Source organism: Microseira sp. BLCC-F43, assembly GCF_041929235.1.
Lineage (GTDB): Bacteria > Cyanobacteriota > Cyanobacteriia > Cyanobacteriales > Aerosakkonemataceae > Microseira.
In genome coordinates this window covers 1-20,799 of the sequence record NZ_JBHFNP010000322.1, presented here as the reverse complement: position 1 = coordinate 20,799, position 20,799 = coordinate 1, and the positions used below count along the sequence as shown (strand labels likewise).

22 protein-coding genes and 2 pseudogenes are annotated in these 20,799 nt (G+C 46.4%); 13 read left to right on the top strand and 11 right to left on the bottom strand.

The genetic code is table 11. The features are described from left to right. The first annotated feature begins 205 nt into the window (after positions 1-205). The 3 genes from ACE1CM_RS43170 to ACE1CM_RS43160 are packed head-to-tail and all read left to right on the top strand — an operon-like array spanning position 206 to position 2,551. Positions 206-595: a pentapeptide repeat-containing protein gene (locus ACE1CM_RS43170; RefSeq protein WP_374885527.1), complete on the top strand. Its 390-nt coding sequence runs from the start codon at positions 206-208 to the stop codon at positions 593-595. 47 nt (positions 596-642) lie between these two features. Further along, entirely contained in the window at positions 643-2,319 is a 1,677-nt protein-coding gene (hflX, locus tag ACE1CM_RS43165; RefSeq protein WP_374885526.1) for a GTPase HflX, read from the top strand. Further along, positions 2,300-2,551, top strand: coding sequence for a DUF72 domain-containing protein (locus ACE1CM_RS43160; protein WP_374885524.1), 252 nt, complete (start codon positions 2,300-2,302; stop codon positions 2,549-2,551). Before hflX ends, ACE1CM_RS43160 begins: the two co-directional genes overlap by 20 nt. A gap of 20 nt (positions 2,552-2,571) precedes the next feature. On the opposite strand, the pseudogene ltrA reads toward ACE1CM_RS43160, so the two are convergent. The 3 genes and pseudogenes from ltrA to ACE1CM_RS43145 all read right to left on the bottom strand — a co-directional run bounded on the left by ltrA (position 2,572) and on the right by ACE1CM_RS43145 (position 6,200). After that, positions 2,572-4,403 (bottom strand): annotated as a pseudogene (gene ltrA / locus ACE1CM_RS43155) (group II intron reverse transcriptase/maturase). A gap of 204 nt (positions 4,404-4,607) precedes the next feature. Then, on the bottom strand, positions 4,608-4,754 hold the full coding sequence (locus ACE1CM_RS43150) for a hypothetical protein (protein ID WP_374885522.1): 147 nt from the start codon (positions 4,752-4,754) through the stop codon (positions 4,608-4,610). 270 nt (positions 4,755-5,024) lie between these two features. Beyond that, a pseudogene (locus tag ACE1CM_RS43145) lies at positions 5,025-6,200 on the bottom strand (RNA-guided endonuclease InsQ/TnpB family protein). 171 nt (positions 6,201-6,371) lie between these two features. Between ACE1CM_RS43145 and ACE1CM_RS43140 the strand changes: the two are divergent. Then, positions 6,372-6,692, top strand: a complete 321-nt coding sequence (locus ACE1CM_RS43140; RefSeq protein ID WP_374885520.1) for a DUF72 domain-containing protein — start codon at positions 6,372-6,374, stop codon at positions 6,690-6,692. Here ACE1CM_RS43140 and ACE1CM_RS43135 read toward each other — a convergent pair. The 4 genes from ACE1CM_RS43135 to ACE1CM_RS43120 form a co-directional block, all read right to left on the bottom strand. Continuing rightward, positions 6,582-7,034: a zinc ribbon domain-containing protein gene (locus ACE1CM_RS43135; RefSeq protein ID WP_374885519.1), complete on the bottom strand. Its 453-nt coding sequence runs from the start codon at positions 7,032-7,034 to the stop codon at positions 6,582-6,584. The genes ACE1CM_RS43140 and ACE1CM_RS43135 overlap by 111 nt on opposite strands. Next, complete coding sequence (locus ACE1CM_RS43130) at positions 6,970-7,587, bottom strand: RNA-guided endonuclease InsQ/TnpB family protein (protein WP_374885582.1); 618 nt, start codon at positions 7,585-7,587, stop codon at positions 6,970-6,972. Before ACE1CM_RS43130 ends, ACE1CM_RS43135 begins: the two co-directional genes overlap by 65 nt. After that, a complete protein-coding gene (locus ACE1CM_RS43125; protein WP_374885518.1) occupies positions 7,571-7,924 on the bottom strand; it encodes a hypothetical protein in 354 nt (117 codons plus the stop codon). Before ACE1CM_RS43125 ends, ACE1CM_RS43130 begins: the two co-directional genes overlap by 17 nt. A 96-nt stretch (positions 7,925-8,020) precedes the next feature. After that, positions 8,021-8,215, bottom strand: coding sequence for a hypothetical protein (locus tag ACE1CM_RS43120; protein ID WP_374885517.1), 195 nt, complete (start codon positions 8,213-8,215; stop codon positions 8,021-8,023). Positions 8,216-8,491: 276 nt separating this feature from the next. On the opposite strand from ACE1CM_RS43120, the gene ACE1CM_RS43115 reads away from it, so the two are divergent. Both ACE1CM_RS43115 and ACE1CM_RS43110 read left to right on the top strand, forming a co-directional pair. Beyond that, positions 8,492-8,698, top strand: a complete 207-nt coding sequence (locus ACE1CM_RS43115) for a DUF72 domain-containing protein (RefSeq protein WP_374885580.1) — start codon at positions 8,492-8,494, stop codon at positions 8,696-8,698. Positions 8,699-9,122: 424 nt separating this feature from the next. Continuing rightward, on the top strand, positions 9,123-9,533 hold the full coding sequence (locus ACE1CM_RS43110; RefSeq protein ID WP_374885516.1) for a PleD family two-component system response regulator: 411 nt from the start codon (positions 9,123-9,125) through the stop codon (positions 9,531-9,533). Here ACE1CM_RS43110 and ACE1CM_RS43105 read toward each other — a convergent pair. The 3 genes from ACE1CM_RS43105 to tnpA all read right to left on the bottom strand — a co-directional run bounded on the left by ACE1CM_RS43105 (position 9,530) and on the right by tnpA (position 14,405). Beyond that, positions 9,530-12,382: an AAA-like domain-containing protein gene (locus ACE1CM_RS43105; protein WP_374885515.1), complete on the bottom strand. Its 2,853-nt coding sequence runs from the start codon at positions 12,380-12,382 to the stop codon at positions 9,530-9,532. The genes ACE1CM_RS43110 and ACE1CM_RS43105 overlap by 4 nt on opposite strands. Before the next feature lie 288 nt (positions 12,383-12,670). Further along, positions 12,671-13,930: a threonine/serine exporter ThrE family protein gene (locus ACE1CM_RS43100; protein WP_374885513.1), complete on the bottom strand. Its 1,260-nt coding sequence runs from the start codon at positions 13,928-13,930 to the stop codon at positions 12,671-12,673. Positions 13,931-13,994: 64 nt separating this feature from the next. Further along, complete coding sequence (tnpA, locus tag ACE1CM_RS43095) at positions 13,995-14,405, bottom strand: IS200/IS605 family transposase (protein ID WP_374885578.1); 411 nt, start codon at positions 14,403-14,405, stop codon at positions 13,995-13,997. Positions 14,406-14,425: 20 nt separating this feature from the next. Between tnpA and ACE1CM_RS43090 the strand changes: the two genes are divergently transcribed. Genes ACE1CM_RS43090 through ACE1CM_RS43075 form a run of 4 tightly spaced genes read left to right on the top strand, consistent with a single transcriptional unit; the run spans position 14,426 to position 15,587 of the window. Continuing rightward, on the top strand, positions 14,426-14,632 hold the full coding sequence (locus ACE1CM_RS43090) for a helix-turn-helix domain-containing protein (RefSeq protein ID WP_374885511.1): 207 nt from the start codon (positions 14,426-14,428) through the stop codon (positions 14,630-14,632). Next, positions 14,601-14,945, top strand: a complete 345-nt coding sequence (locus tag ACE1CM_RS43085; RefSeq protein WP_374885510.1) for a hypothetical protein — start codon at positions 14,601-14,603, stop codon at positions 14,943-14,945. Before ACE1CM_RS43090 ends, ACE1CM_RS43085 begins: the two co-directional genes overlap by 32 nt. A gap of 50 nt (positions 14,946-14,995) precedes the next feature. After that, positions 14,996-15,298 carry a transposase gene (locus ACE1CM_RS43080; protein ID WP_374885508.1) on the top strand — a complete coding sequence of 101 codons (303 nt, stop codon included), beginning with the start codon at positions 14,996-14,998 and terminating at the stop codon, positions 15,296-15,298. After that, on the top strand, positions 15,267-15,587 hold the full coding sequence (locus ACE1CM_RS43075; protein WP_374885506.1) for a hypothetical protein: 321 nt from the start codon (positions 15,267-15,269) through the stop codon (positions 15,585-15,587). Before ACE1CM_RS43080 ends, ACE1CM_RS43075 begins: the two co-directional genes overlap by 32 nt. Positions 15,588-15,809: 222 nt before the next feature. Here ACE1CM_RS43075 and ACE1CM_RS43070 read toward each other — a convergent pair whose 3' ends face one another. After that, positions 15,810-17,027, bottom strand: a complete 1,218-nt coding sequence (locus ACE1CM_RS43070; protein ID WP_374885505.1) for a sensor histidine kinase — start codon at positions 17,025-17,027, stop codon at positions 15,810-15,812. A 378-nt stretch (positions 17,028-17,405) separates the two neighbouring features. On the opposite strand from ACE1CM_RS43070, the gene gorA reads away from it, so the two are divergent. The 3 genes from gorA (at position 17,406) to ACE1CM_RS43055 (ending at position 20,683) form a co-directional block, all read left to right on the top strand. Further along, a complete protein-coding gene (gene gorA / locus ACE1CM_RS43065) occupies positions 17,406-18,848 on the top strand; it encodes a glutathione-disulfide reductase (protein ID WP_374885504.1) in 1,443 nt (480 codons plus the stop codon). Between the two features lie 36 nt (positions 18,849-18,884). After that, positions 18,885-20,159 carry an ATP-grasp domain-containing protein gene (locus ACE1CM_RS43060; protein WP_374885503.1) on the top strand — a complete coding sequence of 425 codons (1,275 nt, stop codon included), beginning with the start codon at positions 18,885-18,887 and terminating at the stop codon, positions 20,157-20,159. Between the two features lie 281 nt (positions 20,160-20,440). Then, positions 20,441-20,683, top strand: coding sequence for an isoaspartyl peptidase/L-asparaginase (locus ACE1CM_RS43055; protein WP_374885502.1), 243 nt, complete (start codon positions 20,441-20,443; stop codon positions 20,681-20,683). Positions 20,684-20,799: the final 116 nt, after the last annotated feature.

Here is a 20,799-nt window from a genome sequence, read left to right as displayed (position 1 = left end):
GAGTCTTTTTTTCTTGTGGGATGGGCATCTTGCCCGTCCCAGTTCGGGTGTATTGCACAACACAAGTTAGCTTAACAAAAATTCTGCCCTGTGAAGAAATTACCCTATCCTAGCGATAGACGTTTGCTCTTGCGATCGCATTTATTCTGCTTTGTAACAGTGTAGACTCGCGCTTCTAGCCCTGGATATGGATAGAGACGAAATTTTGAGGCGATACGCAGCCGGAGAAAGGAACTTTAGTGGCTTAGATTTAACTGGAGTCAGGCTAAGTCACGCAGAAATTGCTCATATAGACTTGTCAAAAACCAATTTAAGCAAAGCCCTATTAAATGGCGCAAATCTACATCAGGCAAATCTCAGCGAAGCCAACCTGCACGGCGCAGATCTCTGCCATACAAATCTCAGCGAAGCCAATCTTACCAAAGCCGATCTTGGAGGTGCAATTTTAGTCAGAGCAAACCTCACCAAAGCAAAGCTGCAAGGGACAAATCTCCAGTGGGCATCTTTGACACAGGTGACCCCATCAAATATAGATTTGAGTAGCGCGATCGCCAGCAGAACCATTCTACCTGCGGGTTATGCCTCTGACGGTTAACCATCTCGCAAATATTACAGTAATTTAGCAATTGAATTAGGAATGCAATGGAGACAATTTACGGCAATATTAAAGGATTAAAATCGAGTCAGATCAAACAAATACAGCAACTTTGCGAGGAGAGACAGCCAAGCGATCGCTTGTTAGTTCCCGAATTTGCTCAACAGCTAGTTGCGATTAGTACAGAAATCGATCGCCCGCTTTGCGCCTATATTAATCGACGCGGGGAGATAGTCCGAATCGGAGTCGGTACGCCCCAAGAAACTCAAATTTACCCCCAAGATATGCCGCGCCATAGTGCTAAACGCTTGAGCGGGATTCGTTGCATTGCGACTCAACTCAAAGGAGATTCACCGGATTTAGCAGCACTAATGGCTATGGTACGTCAACGCTTAGATGCTTTGGTGGTGTTAATCCCAACTAGCAACGGTCATGGCGATGTTAAGGAAGCTTATTTAGCTCACCTCGTACCCGATTTAGATACGCCTTGGTTGGTTTCTCCTCCTCTCAGTTTAGATGACTTGATCGAGGAAGATTTCGACGACTTAGTTGAGGAATGGGAAGCAGAATTGCAAGCAGCAGAATTTGAAACCGATCAATTCCAAGATCGGACAAAAAGCGATCGCGTGGTGCTAGTTGGCTTGATGACCGAAGATATGACCGATCGGCAGTTTCAAGATCGCCTTGACGAACTCGTGCGCTTAGTTGAGAGTGCGGGAGGAGAGGTAGTCGAGATTGTGCGACAGAAGCGATCGCATCCCCATCCTCAAACCGTGGTCGGTCAGGGAAAAGTAGAAGAAATTGCCCAGTTAGCCCATCAAGTTCGCGCCAATTTGATTGTTTTTAACCGCGATATTTCACCCTCTCAAGCGCGAAACTTAGAAGATTTGATTGGCATTCGAGTCATAGACCGGACTGAAATCATTTTAGATATTTTCGCGCAACGCGCTCAATCTCAAGCCGGTAAATTGCAAGTAGAACTCGCTCAACTGGAATATATGCTACCTCGGCTGCGGGGTCGAGGTCAGGCGATGTCCAGACTAGGTGCGGGAATTGGTACCAGAGGTCCTGGTGAAACTAAACTAGAAACCGAGCGCAGAGCGATTCAGCGGCGAATTTCACAACTACAGCAGGAAGTCAATCAATTACAAGCCCATCGCGCCCGCTTGCGGCAACAGCGACAACAGCAAGAAATTCCATCAATTGCGCTAGTTGGTTATACCAATGCCGGGAAATCCACCCTTTTAAATGTGTTGACCAATGCTGAAGTTTACACAGCCGATCGCCTATTTGCCACCCTCGACCCAACAACGCGAAAGGTGGTAATTGTAGACCAGAAAACCCAGGAACGGCGCTCGATTCTTCTAACAGATACGGTTGGGTTTATTCACGAACTGCCGCCACCGCTAATGGATGCATTTCGAGCCACCCTAGAGGAAGTGACAGAAGCGGATGCGCTGCTGCATGTGGTCGATCTTTCCCATCCCGCTTGGGCAAGTCATATCAGTTCGGTGGAAGAGGTTTTAAGAGAAATGCCAGCGCTTCCAGGAAAATCTTTGATTGCCTTTAATAAAATCGATCGAGTAGATAGGGAAACTCTAGCTTTAGCCCAGCAACAGTATCCCGAAGCCGCGTTTATTTCAGCAACTGAACGCTTGAGGTTAGAGAATTTACGGCAGCGATTGTTGCAACTGATTGACATTCATGCTGTTTCTCGGCACTAGCGGTTGGGTTTATCAGCACTGGATGGGTATTTTCTATCCAGAAGAGTTGCACGGCGACCAGCAATTGGCATTTTACGCGCAGCACTTTTCCACTGTAGAGGTAAATTATTCTTTTTACCGTCTGCCAGAAAAATCTGTGTTTGAAACTTGGCGCGAGCAAAGTCCCCAAGACTTTCTCTTTGCCGTTAAAGGTAGCCGTTATCTCACCCACTTGACATCCTCCCCACCGTAGAACGGTGTAGGCTTGTTAAACTAAGCCGCTCCGTCACCAGAACGACTCGTCTTCAGAACCGTGCTTGCGGATTTCTCTGCACACGGCTCCTCAATGCTTTGGTGCTTGTTACGCATACCGCCAGCCTTATCATCATTGGCTGCTGTTTGATTGAAGATCGTGGCAGTGTCGATGGAGGAGTTGCCAGTTGTCATAGCTATCCCTTCCGCCTTGTGACTTGGGGGTTTTGTGGTCGGTTTCGATTAAATCTCCATCCCTGAAAAACAGTTCGCAATGGGCGCATTTTCCTTTCTGTCTCTTCAGGAGTGTTGCCACCCTTGTTGAGATTTCGGGGTGTTTGCCCATTCTCCCACTCCAGTAGATAAAATCTCCGTCATAAGGGCTGCGATTCCCTTGCACTTTTACCTGTCTAACAAGAGGGGGAGGGGGAGGGGGAGTGCTTTTTCAGGCGCATTACTTTACCCTTTTTCCTAGATGCAAAACTCCAATTATCATTTCCTAGGGTTTGCCAGTATTTATTAGCTACCCAACCTGGAGTTTTGTTCGGATGACGACGATTTGCCCAAACTCTGAGTTGCTGGTAGGTAAGCATATCCGCTTTCTTATAGGTTTCCTTGCTTACCACAGTGGAGTAGTAGTTTGCCCATCCTTGGATCAGCGGGTTCAAATGGTCTATTAGCGCCTCTTGTGGTGCTGTGCTGTGGGCTTTGATGATACTACTAATCTTTTCTGTATGTATCTTTAGCTTCTCTTTACTTGGTTTGATGAAGGTTTTGAAGCCTAGAGGTTTTTTACACCCGTTTGTGCCAGATTGGTATTTACCAACCGGGTATTGTTTTATATTGAACCCTAAGAAGTTAAATCCGGGTTCTTCCAGCTCGTACTTGTTCAGAGTATGAGCTAAACGGGTTTTACTGGGCTTCAATTCCAACCCCATGTCTTTTAACCATTCTGCGATTATCTGCCGACACTTTTGGACAACGGCTAAATCTTCGTGTAATATCACGAAATCGTCTGCGTATCGTATTAGGTTGGGCTGGCAGAAGTAGTTTCTTCCAGTCCTTCCTGGGAAGGCTTGTGCGATACGATTTTCCATGCCGTGGAGTGCTATATTTGCTAGTAGCGGAGAAATGACCCCACCCTGTGGCGTTCCCTCATTAGTTGGACTGTAGGCTTTTTGCCTGTTGGCTTTGGCTTTCGAGTCAATCACTCCCGCTTCTAACCATGCTCGGATTTGTCGGCTGATGGTGGGGAATGTATTTAATTTTTTCAGCAGCGCTTTATGGCTGATTCGGTCGAAGCATTTTGCCATGTCAGCATCAAGGACATATTTAGCATTCTGCCTAACTGCTAGGAATATTGCTCCAATCGCATCATGACACGAGCGTCCGGGTCGAAAACCGTAACTGTTCGGCTCGAATTTTGCCTCCCATTCCGGTTCTAGTGCGAGTTTTACCAATGCTTGTAAGGCACGGTCTGCCATCGTTGGAATCCCTAGAGGGCGTTTTTCATTCGTTCCAGGTTTAGGTATCCAAACCCTTCTTGTTGGTTTTGCCTTGTGGGATAGTTTCAGGTTTTGCACCAGTGCTAACCTTTGGACGGGCGTGAGTGATTTCATTTTGTCTACTCCGGCTGTTTTCTTGCCCTGGTTATCCTGCGTTACTCGACGGACAGCCAAACACTTTGCTGACCAAGACCGCATCAATGTTTTCTGGAGTTGGCGAACCGCTTTCGTATCTCCACGCTGTTCGGATCTGTAGATTCGCTTTTGCAGCTTAAAGACACGCTTCTCCAGTTTTTGCCAGTTGACGTGTCTCCATTCCACTATCGGGTTTTCCCCTGTTTTAGACATATACACTCTGACTTACAACTCTACAATCCAAATCATCGGGTCTACGTCTGCATATCCTTGGCGTTACCCAAGGCTTTCGCTTCTTAGACCATCCTTCCGTCCCGTAGCATCCGGTTAGCACCTGCTCAGGTTATCGACCATCCTGAGAGCATACGAGCGGTTAATTCGTTCCTGGTAATTATTGGTTGAACTTTTAGAGCGGCGCTATCTGCCGGGTTTATCGGGTGTGCTATCAGTCGGAATTGGAACCGCTGACCCCAAATCCATTGCCTTTTGGCTCCAGCCTATCAGCCTGATTTGGCTGGTTTCGTGTGACGACAGTTCGGTCGCGCCTTCACTTTCGTTGCTCATGGGTTCTTGCTCGAAGGGAGCCGCATTAGGCTTGCAGCTTTACCTCCTTTTCACCCCGCTTCAGGCGTTGATGGCTAGTCGCGAACCTGGGGGTGATGCTGTCACCACTGCACCTGTGGGAAGAGACTTCTCAAAGTACTCTAGGATTTCCGTTGAGTCACTCTTATAATTACCAAGTTGTCAAGGTTCAATGTCTGTGACATTTATAGACCTTGCCAGTCATCCCTGAGTATTGCTACTCATTTCGACTGAACGAATCGCACCTAAGACTCACTTCTTAGACCTTTCTGCTTCATAGCAACTGCCATCAGACTTATGCCTATGTGGTCTTACGTTCGCTCCACAGACTTTCACCGCAAGCCCTGCGGCAAGAATGTTTTGTGCTGCGTTCACATCCCGGTCATGGTGTGTTCCACAGTTAGGACAGTCCCAGTCACGGATATTGAGAGGCAGCTTTTCAACGATGTGACCGCAATTGCCACATCGCTTAGAACTCGGAAACCATCGGTCAATCTTGACCAACGTGGGACCATACCAATCGCACTTGTATTCAAGTTGACTAACCAACTCACCCCAACTTGCATCGCTAATCGAGAGAGCCAGTTTTCGATTCTTGACCATGTTCTTCACGAGCCTTACTCCTCGACCGCAATCGTTTGGTTTTCACGCACCAATCGAGTCGTCAACTTGTGAAGAAAATCCTTTCTCGCATCAGCAATTTCTTGATGCACCTTTGCCACTTTGAGACGGGCTTTGTATCGATTGTTCGACCCTTTTTGCTTGCGAATCAACGCCTTCTGAGCTTTTTTCAGCTTACGGGGTTTTGCATTGAAGCCTTTAGGATTGGCAATTTTTTCACCTGTACTCAAAACAGCCAAACTTGTCACTCCCAAATCAATCCCGATTTCATTCGAGGATTGGGGCAGTGGCTCAATCTCGACATCCACCAACAGAGAAACAGTCCATCTCCCCGCAGGCGAAAGCTTCACCGTGATAGTCGATGGCTTTGCACCCTTCGGCAGTTCTCGACTCCAACGGATTGCCAGCGGGTCAGAACACTTTGCCAAGTAGACTTGACCATCCCGCCATTTGAATGCGGATTTGGTGAATTCTGCACTCCCGCCGTTTCGTTTCTTTTTAAACGTGGGATATTTTGCCCGTCCTTCAAAGAAGTTCGAGAAGGCTTTCTGAAGATGTCTCAGTCCTTGTTGCAGGGGAACACAGCTAACCTCGTTCAAAAACTGGAGGTCATCTTGTTTTTTCCATTCGGTCAACATTGCCGAAGTATCGCTGTAACCGACTCGTTTTTTCTCGCTATACCAAGCTTCGGTTCTAATTGCCAAAGCACGGTTATAGACCAAACGAGTACAGCCCCGAAGAGCGTCTCAGCAAGGATTCTTGCTCAGGCGTGGGATAGAAACGGTACTTGAAGGCTTTCTGCGTCATCCCTCACATTATAGCGATTATCTTGTGAGAGATGCAGATTTACCGTCAATCTGCAAAGGCTAGAACCGCTTGATTGACGCTCCTATCCCTCCCCGCCGTGTAGACGGACGGGGTATCTCGGAGGCTTAGATGAAAAAATTAAAAGACCCCGTTGAACCTTGATCTCGGCTGATGGAACGGGCATCTGGCTTGCAAGAAAAGCTCGGCCCGATTCTGTTTCAGTTTCCCCATACTTGGTGTGTTAATTGCTCGCGCCTTGAGTTTTTCTTAGAGTTGCTGCAAACCTACCCACAACAACGATATAATTTTGAATTTCGTCACAATAGCTGGCTGACTTTACAGGTGTACAAATTGCTAGAACGCGCCGGTGCAGCCCTCTGTTTACCAGTCAGTCCAACAGTTCCCCTCCATATCCGCCTCACCGCACCTTGGACTTATATCCGAATGCATATTGACACTCTGCGGTCTCTTGACACGCAGATTCTCGCTTGAGTTTCTGCCGTATCTCTTAGATTTCCGACTGTCAATCGTCGTATATTGGTCTAAGTCAAACAAACTTAACTGAATATTCGACGATTCATAGGCATGGTTCCTGGACTCAACTCCCTTAGACGTTGATACCTTCACAGGCGTAACTTTCCCGCAGTCCTCGGCACGAGTCTTCTTATTTTTTGGGAAGACAAGCCCAACACGCTTTGCTATCTCTCTAGAGGCTTTTCTGTCGGCGTGTTCCACATAACCGCAGTTGGTACAAATAAACTTTTCACCACTAGGATTCGATTTGTCTGTATGCCCACACTTGGGGCTTGCCTTGGCTGGAATATTTGGGGTCAACAGCAATTACTGGTTTACCTGCTTTCACCGCTAACCAGCTAACTTTTTTGAATAAATCTGCCCAAGCGCAATCAAGGATAACTCTGTTCAAACTAGATTTGGCTGATGCACCGTTTTTTCTGTAACCCCCGTTGCCATCATGTTTCGGTTTGGCACGTTTGACCATATTTTTGATGTTGAGGTCTTCACGTCCAACAGCATCGGCAGTTTTTACAATCTTGCTAGCAGCTTGCCAATTGTATCCATCGCGCTTTTGAGTTAGCTTGTAATTTGTTCTAGTCAGCTTTTCAAACGCCTTCCTTTTGTTACTGGAGCCTTTTTGCTTACGATTAGCAGAGCGTTGTCTTATGGCTAGCCTTCTTGCGGTTCTGGGATTGGTAGTAACTCTAATGTTCTCAACAAAGCTACCGTCTGAGATGGCAACCAGCTGATTGATGCCCACATCTATTCCAACTACTGATTTGGCTTCTGATAGTGGTTTCTCTTCCGGCAATGAGCCAGGTATCTCAACCAGCATTGAGATGAACCAATATCTGCTAAAAGGCTTTAACAGTGCAATTCCTAACCTCTTTGACTAACTTCAAATCTCTGCTGTTATGCATTTTGACATTGCCGATGCCAGGAAGGTGAATGATAGCATAACTGTCCGAAATCGCTTCAATCTTTACCTGTTTCGGTTTGTACTCAAAGGATTTCACCGCTCGTAGGTAACGAGGGAAACATGAGCCATGTTGCCAGAAGTTTGTACTAGCTGCATCTAGTTTGGCAATATTGCGTTGTAAAACGTCTGAATTGATGTCCCCAAAACTCGAAAATTCGTGACGCAACTGAGTTGTTACTTTCTTCTGATCCCCGATTCCAGCCAGAAGCGCTGTCCCATTTAGTAACACATGAAGACACTTTCAAAGCCTTACTTATGTCTGCGGGAATAACGCCATGTTTTAGTACTGGGCAGCGTCATTGCGGCAGCACGAGCCATATTCTGTTCAAGAAGAGATATCGCACCAACTTTCCCAGCCGTAGACAACAGGAGTATCAGCGTTCTGATTGTTAGTGTTGTAGCCAACTTCTCTTTCTCTGAGAGCGTAGTTGCGGTGCTTCCTTAAAGTTGTTAACAACTGAAACATTTGTAAACGCTGAGACTTTGTAGGCTTTAATTTGAAGTTCCACCTGACTTGCATGTTGTTCACCTCCTTTTATTTGCTAATCTATATACAGTAGAGTCATCAATTCTAAAAATGTCTAATGGTCAAGGTAAGAAAAGGGTTAAGAACGTGCCAGTGCTGCACAACGAAATTAAGAAAAGGCACGGAGTTTTGTTGACAGATACTGCATGGGCTGTTCTGGTCAACCAAGCCAAAAAGAAGGGCGTTAGTGTTAGGGAAATGATAGAATCTTGGGCAAGAAGTCTTGAAGGCAGTTAAAACTGCTCGTGTCGTGCTTCCTCCTCGCAATAAATTGACGAGGCTCCCGCACTCCCGTGTTATTTAGGTGGGCAATGGGGAATTGGCTATAGCGATGAAGAGCTATCAGCTTGGGCAACTCGGATTCGCGAGTTCCTCCAAAGGGGAGTTGACGTGTATGTTTACTTCAACAACGACTTGGAAGGTCATGCTATCCGCGATGGTAAGCACCTCTCGGCAATGCTTGATTCTTGCCTTTGAGCTACGCGAACTTTTGTATTCTGAGATCTTGCACCTGCGGTTTTCTCCCGCCAGGGGTTCAAACCCAAGGGCTAATAGCTGAAGTCGTCTAAAGACGACTGGAGAAAGGTTTTAGTCCATGACGTGAACTTGTAGAGATGTTACATGTAACGTCTCTACAGCCTGGGAATTGATTCCCAGGCGGGTAAGCTGGTAAGTGCAAGATCTAAGTATTGATAGTCACAAACTAAGTTAATAAAAAACTCTTCCTTAAGTAGCTGTAAAAATTCTAATATTTAAGCCACCGTTCAATTTAAACGAGACGTGAAAATTTCAAATTACCCTTAAGGGAAGATGTCAGCCAGCCAGAAAATAGCAATCATATAAGAGCAAGATGGTAAAACTAAAGAATTTTTAGCAAAAATTTATTAATAGGTTTGATTTTATGGTTTCATTTCAATCTAAACTTCAAGCTAAGCGCATTCTGGTTGTTGATGACATAGAAGATAATTTGGTTCTGCTACAGGCGATTTTGACAGACGAAGGTTATGAAGTTGATCTTGCTAAAAATGGCAAATTAGCATTAGCAAAAGTAGAAGCATCACCCCCGGATCTAGTGTTGATGGATGCGATGATGCCAGGAATGGATGGTTATGAAGTAACTCGGCGGATTCGGCAAAATAAAAAACTTGCTTTTATTCCGATTCTGATGATTACGGCTTATGAAGATGCTAATGCAGCCAAAGGATTAGATTTAGGAGCTAATGACTTCATCCGTAAACCGATAGATTATGATGAATTATTGGCGAGAGTCAAGGCATCTTTGCGATTAAAAGATATGATGAATTCCCCTTAATAACTGTCAAGGTTTATCTGAAAAATATTCGCTTTGGAAAGTCCAGATATACGCAGATGACAAAGAGACTGGCGAGCGCTTAATTCTGGATGGGCGTGCAAATAATCGCGTATCCAGGCACAACCGGAGTGTAGGATCTGATTAATATCTAATACCAGACTGCCCATGACATTACGATGCTCGGAGGTGGTGTTGATTAGCGTACCATCGCTGTTCCACCATAGGATATTGCCATACCAGTCGCCTGCCACCAGGGTTTTGCCATCGGGGCTAAACGCTACGCTCAAGAAGCGATTTTCGCCTTGAGCGGAGGAGATCGGATTTTTTAAGGTGCGAATTCTTGTGCCATCAAGGTTCCAGAGGATGACCGCATTATCCTCACTAGCGGTCGCCAGCGATCGCCCATCGGGACTAAACACTACCTTCCAAATGGGTTTCCGATGTCCGGTCAAGGTGCGGATCGGCCTCCCATCCATGCTCCAGAGTTTGATCAGATTGTCGTTGCCTGCCGAGGCAATCCACCGCCCATCGGGACTGATGGCAACAGACATTACCCGATCTCGATGCCCCTTAAGCGTTGCGAGCGGCAAGCCGTCTCGATTCCACAACCGTACCGTGTTATCGTCCATTGCTGCCACAAGGGTTTGACCATCTCGACTGAATACAACCTCACGAGCCTTTTCTGGGATGGTGTTTAATACAGTCCCATCGGCTCCCCACAGAATAATGACGGGTTTTTCATACGCAGCAGCGATCCGTTGCCCATCGGGACCGATCGCAATACCACGCACTCTCCCTTTTTCGGCATTAAACCGATTGCGCTCAACGACTTGAAACGCAGCACGGCGCAACTCTCGATTCACCTGAGTCGCTAACTCAGTGGGGGCTTGATGCATTTGATACAAACTGGTCTGAGCCTTGATGGCGGTGACTTGGGCATCTAACCGATTCCCGGAGGCAAATAGGGCTTCTGACTTGTTGGCGATCGCTTCGATTTGGCGCAGGGTGGCGTTGCGTCTTTGAGCAAAGGCGTAGAGTCCCAGTCCACTGGCAATGATAAACGCCATGCTGACGGTTGCCAATAGCCACTTTTGCAACCGACTGGCGCGTTGTTCTTGCTGAAGCCGTTTCTCGACTTCCGGCAATCGCCGAATTTCTTCCTCGCGTTTCAGATTATCGAGATCGGTACTGGTGCCAAACCATTTGATTACCTGCCCGCTGGCATCGTGGATGGGAATGGCTCGATTGAGAAACCAGCGATAATTACCTTGTGCATCTTGTATTCTTAGTTGCACTTCGTAGGGTTCCCCGGTTTCCAGAGCATGTTCCCATGCGGCAAGGCTACTGGGGAGATCTTCGGGGTGGACTACATCCAGGCGTTTCCAGTCGCTTACTTCGGAGAGCGATCGCCCCGCGAAGGTACTCCCCTGCTGATTCGTGTAGGATAGCGTGCCATCTGGCTCCACAATCCACACGATCTGCGGTACTGCTTCTGCCAATTGCCGGAAAAACCGTTCGCTTTCCTGTTGTGCCTCTAGTTGCTGCTGGATGCTTTGCGGTTCGGCATCCTGACTGGCGGCAAGAAACTGGTAATCCAAATCGCTGAGGCTTTTGTCTCGCGCCCACTGTTGCGCGTCGAGGAGGGATTGCCCCCGCAGCAGGTAGGAGGCATCTTGACGCTGGGAGGCAACCCAACCGTCGATCGCAGGGGCATAGGGACGCAGACGGCTCAATTGCCGGTTTACCCACTCCTGGTGGAAAACCTGTTGGTAAATCGGATTTTTGATTGCTAGGCGATCGCCCTGGCGTACCACTAATCCTACTAGCAAGAGTTCAATTTGTTCCCGACTGTCGTCTAGGGGTACCGCTTCTCCCTGCAACAGTTGTTGATAAATGCCTAGCAGTCGTCCGGTGCGGTTTTCATTCCAGAACAGGCGATCGCGAATCGTTCGCAAATGCACGGGTTCATCGTTAGCTTCCCAGTTGTCCAGCACATACGCTCTCACCAAATCGTCTACCCAAAGCGCTTCCATGCCAGGGGGAATCTTGCGCCGTGACGTTTCGGCTTGTGCGATCGCATCAATCGCCAGCTGACACAGCTTTTGGGTGAGAAAGGGTTGCCCGCCTGTCCAGTGCAGAATTGCCTCTAGGGTGGCGATCGGCTGTTCCATCACACCCTTGAATCCCGTTGCTAGGGGAGTTGCTTGTGCGATCACCAACCCGTCTAAATGGATGGCATGACCGATGTTGAAGGGGGTACGCTGCTTATCGGCAATTAGATCCGAGGGCGTAGTGACGCCAAATAAGGCAATGTTGAAGCGTTGATAGCGGAGAGCGTGCGATCGCTGATTGTAGCAAGACCGAATCCAGGCAAAAAAATCATCGACGGGGAATTCTAGACTTAATAAACTATCAATTTCATCAATGAAGATATAAATGGGTGCGACAGGAAATTGCACAAACAAAATCTCTTCGACAAATTCGCTCAAGCACTGAATTAGTGGCAAATCTGCACGAGTGGCGAACCATTCCCGATATTTGATCTTGGTGAGTAGTTGAAAACTCTGAAGCAGGCTGACCATCATGCCGCGATACCATTGCTGGGGCGTGATGCGATCGCTGCCCAAGCGAGTCATGTCAAGATACGCGCACTGCGCCCCATCCTGCTGAAGCTGTTGCTTCACCCGCACCAGCAACGACGATTTCCCCATCTGCCGCGCATTGAACACATAGCAGAAATCCCCTGACTGGAGTGCCTGATAAAGCTCCCGATCTGCCTGTCGTACCACATAGTTGGGCGCATCCGCCTGAAGGCATCCACCGACTTTGTATCCAAAGGCATTTGTCACGATATTGACACTATCTCCGATAAATTACGGGGGATTCTTGGCTCATCAAGTCAATTTTATTCGCTCGATTATAATGAATTATTGGCGAGACTTAAGGCATCTTTGCGATTAAAAGATATGATGAATTCCCCTCAATAGTTGGACTTTAGACTAACGGGCGAGGAATCATATGATGTCAGGCTTTTCCACCCATAATTAAAACTCTCCGCTTCCCCGCTTCCCCGCGGAGCGAGCGTCAGTCCTAACTATGGGTATTCCATTTGGCTAGTGACTTCCAAGCGACAGGCACTAGCGACGCCGCCCAAAGACGACAGAGGGAATACCTATCCCCAAGGGAATGCCTAAGGTCATCAGCACAGCCGTGCCAGTCATCACTATGGTATTAGCAATCAGGGGCAATCCAGCATTGCTTCCTAAAGTCATGATTTGAATCAAGCCACTGCCAGCGCGAAAGGCAAAGATGCCAGGAATCATTCCTACTACCGCCCCAAAGGAAATAGCCGCAATTGAGCTTTTAAACCACCGAGCGAAATACATTGCCATCAAGCCGACAACGGTAGAGGCAATTAAATTACCCCAAATCATTCCGGGTCCGAACTGAATGCACAACAGTCGTACCCCATGTCCAACCATCCCGCAAACGATGCAAGCCCACAAAATCTTTTTGGGAACGTTAAAGGCAACAGCAAAGCCTGCTGCTACCAATCCCGCGAAGATGATATCTTCACCCAAGGATAGTGGTGTACTTTTGCTACTGACGGCGATTAATGTTCCCGTCAAGTTGGCTGAGAGTAGCAAGCCAAATAAAATTGCCCCCAGTGTCATCAAGCTAAAACCTAAGCGGGCAATGCCAACGGACATATGATTCTCAACCATATCCAATACGGCGTTAATCAGATGCACCCCTGGAACCAACATCATGGAGGGTACCAATAGGCAGACAAAAGGCGTCGAAGTCAAACCGAGTCGAATCGCCACACCTGCCAAAATGCCCCCAACAAACGCGGCGGCGAAGACAATTGAGAAAAAATTGAATTGCCGCTTGCCTAACTCCTGCCGGAGAATGACTCCGATGGCGGAGGCAAATCCCGCAATCAAAAAGGACGACCAGTCACCGGCAAAAATTTTGGCTAATCCCCCTGCTGCCAGTCCTAGCATGAGTACAACTAGCCAGCGATTGTAAAGTGGTGGTGTCTGTCTGATTTTCTCCAGCTGAGCGATCGCGTCTTGTTGTTCTTTTCCTGTTTTCTCCACTTCCTCGATCAGGTGAAGCACTTGGTTTGTCAAAGCCATATCGATTTTCATCAGAGGAACAGGAGTGCTGACCCGCGCTGAGAAGTGGTAGCCCGTTTTTGTGGTCAACATCAGGGCTTTGTACTCCACAAAAACCCGCACTTCAATGCCAAGTGCTTTAGCCAGTCGATCGACTGCTTGGTGGACTCCCTCAGTCCTCACACTATTCTCTAGCAGCAGTCTACCGGCTAAGGACAGAAGGTAAGCTTCTTGCTCTGAGTATTCCATCTGGAAATGCTTCAATTCCTCTGCCACTATAGCGAAGCTTAGTGGCAGAGGAATTGAAGCCAACTAAAGAAAGCTCGCGCCACGATATTACTCAGGGGTGTCTTGATGCGTGGACATAAGCCTTAAGTTGTTCTAAAGTCACACCCCCACAGCTAGAGACAAAATAAGCACCCGTCCAAAAGACAGGTTTGTAGTAAAACTTATTCACAAGGCTGGCAAACTCTTTCCTAATTAGTCTACTGCTAACAGTTTTCAGATTATTCACAAATTTACTGATTTGAACCTTGGGATTGTAGTCAATCAGTAAATGCACGTGGTCTTCCTCTCCGTTGAATTCGACCAGGCTAGACTCCCATTTCATGCATGTGTCTCGGAAGATCTGTTCTAATCGACCGAGAATTTCTTTGTTGATCGCTTTCTTGCGGTACTTGGTTACCAAGACCAAGTGAAGCTCAGAGCTTGTAGCAGGCTCCCGACCTAACGTGATAGGATGCACTGCGATACTAAAGTAGAATACTAGCTATGAAGCTAACATACATCTACAAAATTAAACCATCTCCTGAACAAGTCACCGTGATGGAGACTTGGATCTTGATGTTGCGGCGACATTATAATTATGCGCTTGGTCAAAGATTTGACTGGCTGCGATTAACTCGTTGTCAAATCGATAGATGTAGTTTGGTTTCCGAGCCAACCCTTGGATATTCCAGACAAGTTTCCTGGCTATAACCTTCAAGCGGTCGAACTCAAGCAAACCAAAGAATTGTTTCCCGCCTATAAAGAGATTCATGCAGAAGTTCAGCAACAGAATCTCAGGCGTAAAGACAAGTCTTGGGATAGATGGATAAAACCTGATAAGTCGGGTAAAAGAGCTGGCAGGCCGAGGTTTAAAAAGAAAGGAGAGATGCGCTCCTTTACTTTCTCCCGAATTAATTGTCCTCTAGCTGGAGCAAACAAAATTGAGGCCGGGGTTTTAACCTTATCCAAGATAGGCTCAATGCCTGTCATCATGCATCGCGACTTCCTGATGGGTTTGAGCTAAAGACGGCAACCATCGTCAAAAAAGCCGATGGTTGGTATGTCGCTATCTCTATGGAAGATAACTCAATCCCAACACCAAAACCGATAGATGAGGTTAAAACTGCTATTGGTATTGACCTGGGGTTGAAATCGTTTCTTGTGACATCTACAGGGGAATCAGTAGATGGAAAGCCGCATTACAGGAGAACCCAGAAGCATCTTGCTCGTCAACAAAAGCGCTTGTCTCTAAAACAGACAGGCTCTATTAATTGTCAAAAACAAAAAGAAAAAATCTCCCGCATTCACCAGCGAATAGCCAGTCAGCGGGAGATTTTTCATTATAATGTTGCTCACCAACTGGTTTTTGCAGTATGACTTGATTGCAGCAGAAGATTTAAACATTAAAGGGTTGGCTCGTACCAAGCTGGCTAAATCAATTTACGATGTGGCATGGGGAAAATTCCTAACGATACTTGAAGAAGCAGTGGCCTTAAGAGGCGGCGTACATTTCGTTAAGGTTAGCCCTCACGGCACAACAATAGATTGCTCTGTGGTACAAAGGTTCCTAAAACTCTCTCGGTCAGGCTTCATGAATGTCCTAAATGCGGATTATAAATTGACCGAGATGAAAATGCAGCAATTAATATCCTTTATAAGGGATTAACTGCCGTGGGACTCACGGTGGCTGCCTACAGACAGTTAAGTGGTTACACTCCGGATGAAGTAGGAAGCGAGAGTAGTGATACTGGGAAGCTGCCACTATAGCGCCAGCTTAGTGGCAGTGGATGTCACTGTTTGAGCAGGTAACTGGGATATTTTACTCTGATAAAAGTCTGGAGTTTAGGCTACATTGTCGTGCGTAAGTTCCGATGGGATAATGACAAAGTTAAGCAACCGATTCAAGAGTTTTGATTTCTAGCGGCAAGATAACAGTGAAAGTGGTTCCAACTCCCACCTGGGATACCAGTTCGATTTTGCCTTGCATTAGATTTACTAACTGCGAAACAATTGCTAACCCTAAACCAGTGCTATTGGGGGCGTAATTTTCGCTATTCCCAGCGCGAAAGAAGGGTTCAAAAATATGCGGCTGTTCTTCTGGATTGATCCCGACTCCAGTGTCGCTAACCGCAATAGACCAGAGGCTATTGGGTAACATCTGGCAGGTTAATCGGACAGTTCCCGATTCTGTGTAGCGAATCGCATTGCTGAGAAGGTTGGTGATAATTTGTTGCAATCGCAGAGGGTCTGTTACAACTTTTTCGGGACAGCTTAAGGCGCTATCCGAATCGCAATCAACCACCATTTGTAACCCTTTCGCAGTCGCCAAAGGTTGCAACATTTCAAATACTTCTTTAATTAAAGAGCGCACATCCGTTGGGACTGGGTGCAGTTGCATTTTCCCGGCTTCGCAGCGAGACATTTCCAGCGTATCGTTGATCAGGCGGAGTAAATGTCTGCCATTGCGTATTACTCGCTCGATATGTTCTAGATGGGGAACGGTGTCTCGAACTTCACTGTTCTTGCGTGAAGATCGCAAAATTAATTCTGAATAGCCAATGATTGAATTGAGCGGGTTTTTTAGTTCGTGCGCTAGTTGAGAGAGGTTCTCTTGATTATCTTTTACCAAGCGAGTCAATTCTTGATTGGTTAGTTCTGCTTGAGCGTGCAGCTGGTGTAGTTCCTGCAAACGCTGTTCGACATAACTTTTGAAACACTGGGAAAGGGCTTCGTCAATCGTTGCGTCAATCAGATTATAAGTTCGGATTGCATCAGTAACCGTACCCTGCAATAAATCTGCCTCTAAAGTAGAAAAGATCGTCTGACGTAGTAGACGGTACTCCCGCGCAATTTCGATCGGAGTGAAACCTTGTGCAGCGCGTAGAACTCCATGTTCCAAACTATTTTGCACGATAAACTCGATATCGCTGTCCTGGTAGTGGGAAAGCACCGTTGCGATCGCTCTCAGCACATCGGGAAGATGATTCTGTATCGCTGAGTACGGTAAATCGTCGGCACTCGCAATCTGCCGATCGCGGCGAACTGTTTCCACCCAGTTTTTTGCGATCGCATCTATTTTTTCTACAAGCAATTGGCTAAAATCCATCTGGCTCAGGTGCAAAAGTATATCGAAAAACCCTCTGGCATTATTTTATTTTACAACGATAGCGATCGCAGCCGTTGCAGCTAGTACGTCACGGCAACCTCTTGTATTAATGGTCACAAACTTACTTAATCTAAAACTATTCCTTTAGTCTAGGTAAGACAAGCTTTAAGGATGAAGCTGCGAGGGCTAATGCTGTCGAGAATTTATGAGGAGCTAGTAACGTAAGTTGCTGGTTACATCGAGCGGTACTGGTAATGGCTAATGGCTAATGGCTAATGGCTAATAATTACCAATTACCAATTACCAATTACCAATTACCAATTACCACTCGATGTAACTAGCAACTTCTTAGTAACTGAAATCTAACTCTATAGACCGATGAAATTCGATTATGACCTATTTGTAATCGGTGCGGGGCCGGGTGGTCTTGCTGCTGCGGAACGGGCGGCGGGGTATGGTGCGCGCGTTGCGATCGCAGAACAAGATTTAGTCGGGGGTACTTGCGTAATCCGAGGTTGCATTCCCGAAAAACTCATGTCATACGCCGCTAGCTTCTCGGAATTGTATCAACAGGGAGTTGGTTATGGCTGGAAACAACCCCAAACTACGTTTGATTGGCATCAATTCATGACCGCTAAGAACGAGGAAATCCACCGCCTCAGCGACGTACATAAGCGCTCGCTAGAAAAAGCAGGAGTTGAGTTAATTAAAGGGCGCGCTACCTTTATTAATCCTCATACTTTAGATATTAGACCTCTCCAAAAAAGAAACTCTTTGACAGGCGAGACGCCTATCCCACAAGAGTTTTTGGAGAAGTCTATAGAAGGACGCCAAATTACGACTGAAAAAATCTTAATTGCGGTGGGAGGAGAAGCCGTAAAGCCACAGATACCTGGCATTGAACATGCTATCACCTCGCGGGAACTATTCGATCTCAAGCAGCAACCAAAACATGTCGCAGTCATTGGCGGCAATTATATTGCGGTGAAATTGGCTGGTATTATGAGAATGCTTGGATCGTTTGTGACTCTGATAGTTCATGAAGACGGCATTTTATCTGATTTTGATGCAGACATTTCCCGGGCTGTTACTCAAGGCATGAAGAGGCGGGATATTCAAATTATCAACAACACATCGCTCAAAAAAATTGAACAAATCGACGGAGAATATCTGCATTTGACACTATCGGTAACTTCTCCCGATGCATTGATTGTCGATACCGTTGTTTGCGTCAATGGTCGGGCGCCTAATTTAAGCGGACTGAATCTAGAAGCAGCCGGAGTTAAGGTTAGTAAAAGTACTAATTGCTACGTCCAAGTTGATGCGAGCGCAGTAGACGATGAAAACCGAACTACGGCAGCGAATATCTTTGCAGTTGGAGATTGTACCAACCAAGTTACTTATACTCCTGTTGCGATCGCCAACGCGCGAGCTTTTGCCGATACCCACTTCGGTAATCAGCCCCAAACTATCAGTTATGAATGCGTTCCTAGCGTTGTTAGTTTCTTCCCCGAAGCGGCTACCGTTGGCTTAAGCGAAGAAAAAGCGCGGGAAAAAATTGGTGATTCCCTGCGCTGCAATCGCTCTGAATTTCGTCCTCTTTTCCACAGTCTGGCTAAACGGGAAGAGAAAGTTTTAATTAAGTTAGTTGTTGATAGTACGAGCGATCGAGTGTTAGGCATTCATATGGTAGGACTAGGAGCAATTGAGATTATTCAATGTCTCGCACTAGCTCTTCGCATGGGTGCAACAAAGAAAGACTTCGATGCAACTATCGGCATTCACCCTTCGGTTGCCGAAGAATTTTTCGCTCTGGTTTAATCCCCCATTCGTTCCCATAGACAAAGGCAGTTTTCTATGAACTTAACATCCGACTTTCCATACTTTGAAGGTAATTCTTTGTCCGATTTGTTTGCTACTGACATTAAGAATGCAAGTTATGCATTCATTTTAAATTATCCGGCAACTGCGAGTTGGGCAGCTTACCCCAACAGGAAAAAATACTTTATTCAAGACGGTAGTAGTGAAGCCACCAAAACATCCTTTGACAAGATTTGCCAAAAGGAACCTTGGAAAAATCTCGCTGTGTTAGGCGATGCGCTTCCAGGAGTTGTCATTATTCCACCCCAAAACTTGCTGGTTCAATACTGGCGGGAGCATTTTGGCTTTAGTTACACCAATGCGGAAATGATAGATTGCTCGACTTATTTGGACGAACTCAGCCACAGTTTAAGCTTTGAAAAAATCATCACTTTATTTCCCTTCGATCATCTCAAACCTGAAAAACACGCTGTCAATCCAGATACTCACTACCACTTACTCAGCAAAGTAACCTTAGCCGATTTGGGAGTGCAATGTCCCAAATACTCAAGCTACAATCTGCACGAAATCAGTCTCAAAGATATCCAGTTACCAGAACAATTCCCCTACTTGATCAAAACCTCCCACGGACTTTCAGGGGAAGGCACTTATATTATCAGAAACGCCAGCGATCTGAACTACTGTCTTGAAGAAGTGAGGAAATATCTCGATATTGAATTGCTGGATACGATTATTGTCTCGGAATTTGTCAAAAATGCGGTGGAAAACTACTGCGTACAGTTCTACGTTAACAAGGCGGGAGAGATTACCCTCATCGGTACCACAACGCAACTCGTCACAGAGTCAGGCAATTATTTAGGGGGATTGATTCACTATCGCGAAACCGATATGAGCAAATTTTTTGAGATGATTGCTGCTGTTGGTCAATATGCACACCAACAAGGTTATTTTGGCGTTATTGGCTTCGACGTGTTGCAAGATAAAGACGGACAATTTTATGCAATCGATGCCAATTTTCGAGTCAATGGCTCAACTCCGCTTTGCTTGCAGCGCCATACCCTACTAAAACTGGGAAAGGAAGTTGCTAAATATTCCACTGACTACCGCATGGATGGGACATTGGATTCGATTCTCGTGGCGTTGAAACCCGAACTCGAACGCAAGGATTTTATTATCTTGTCGGCTTTGGAGAAGGTTAAATACGGAAAAATATATACTGAAATTTATGCGATCGCTACTGGAGAAACAATCGAGGAAATGCAGCAGATTGAGCATAAACTACAGAACAAGGGATTGCAATTGCTCGCTTAAACAGCAGTATGCTTAGCTAATTTTGCTCTTTTTTGTATTCATAAATAAAGTATAATTTTACATTATATCTATCCCTCAGATAGAAGCAAAAATCGAGCAGCATTTATTATTACTTGTATTATACCAAATCCTCTCTCCCCTAACCCTCCGTATCTTCTTCCTCTTCTTTCTTGGCGTCCTTGGCGTCTTGGCGGTTCATTTAAAAGGGGAACATAGAAGCAGCGAGAGTTCTTTCTAACTATCGAAATCAAACTACTTAAAACTAGATTAAGCAGCGATACATGACACTAGCCATCATCGTTCATGGTGGAGCAAAAACCATCGAACACGACAAGGCTAAAGCCAACATTGATGGTTGCACAGCAGCATTAGAGGCGGGTTGGGCCATACTCCAGCGTGGTGGTAGTGCCAAAGACGCCGTCGAGGCAGCTATCCGCGTACTTGAAGATGACCCGACGTTTAACGCCAGCATGGGCGCGACTCTCGACACCGACGGACAGTTGAGCCACTCCCCGGTCTCTTGACACGGGGATTCAGGCTGGAATAATGGTACATCTTTTCGTCCGGTCTTGTTTGCACAAAACGACTATCTGGACATACTTTTCCAGCTTAAAGGAGATCCTCTCGGATGGGGAACCAG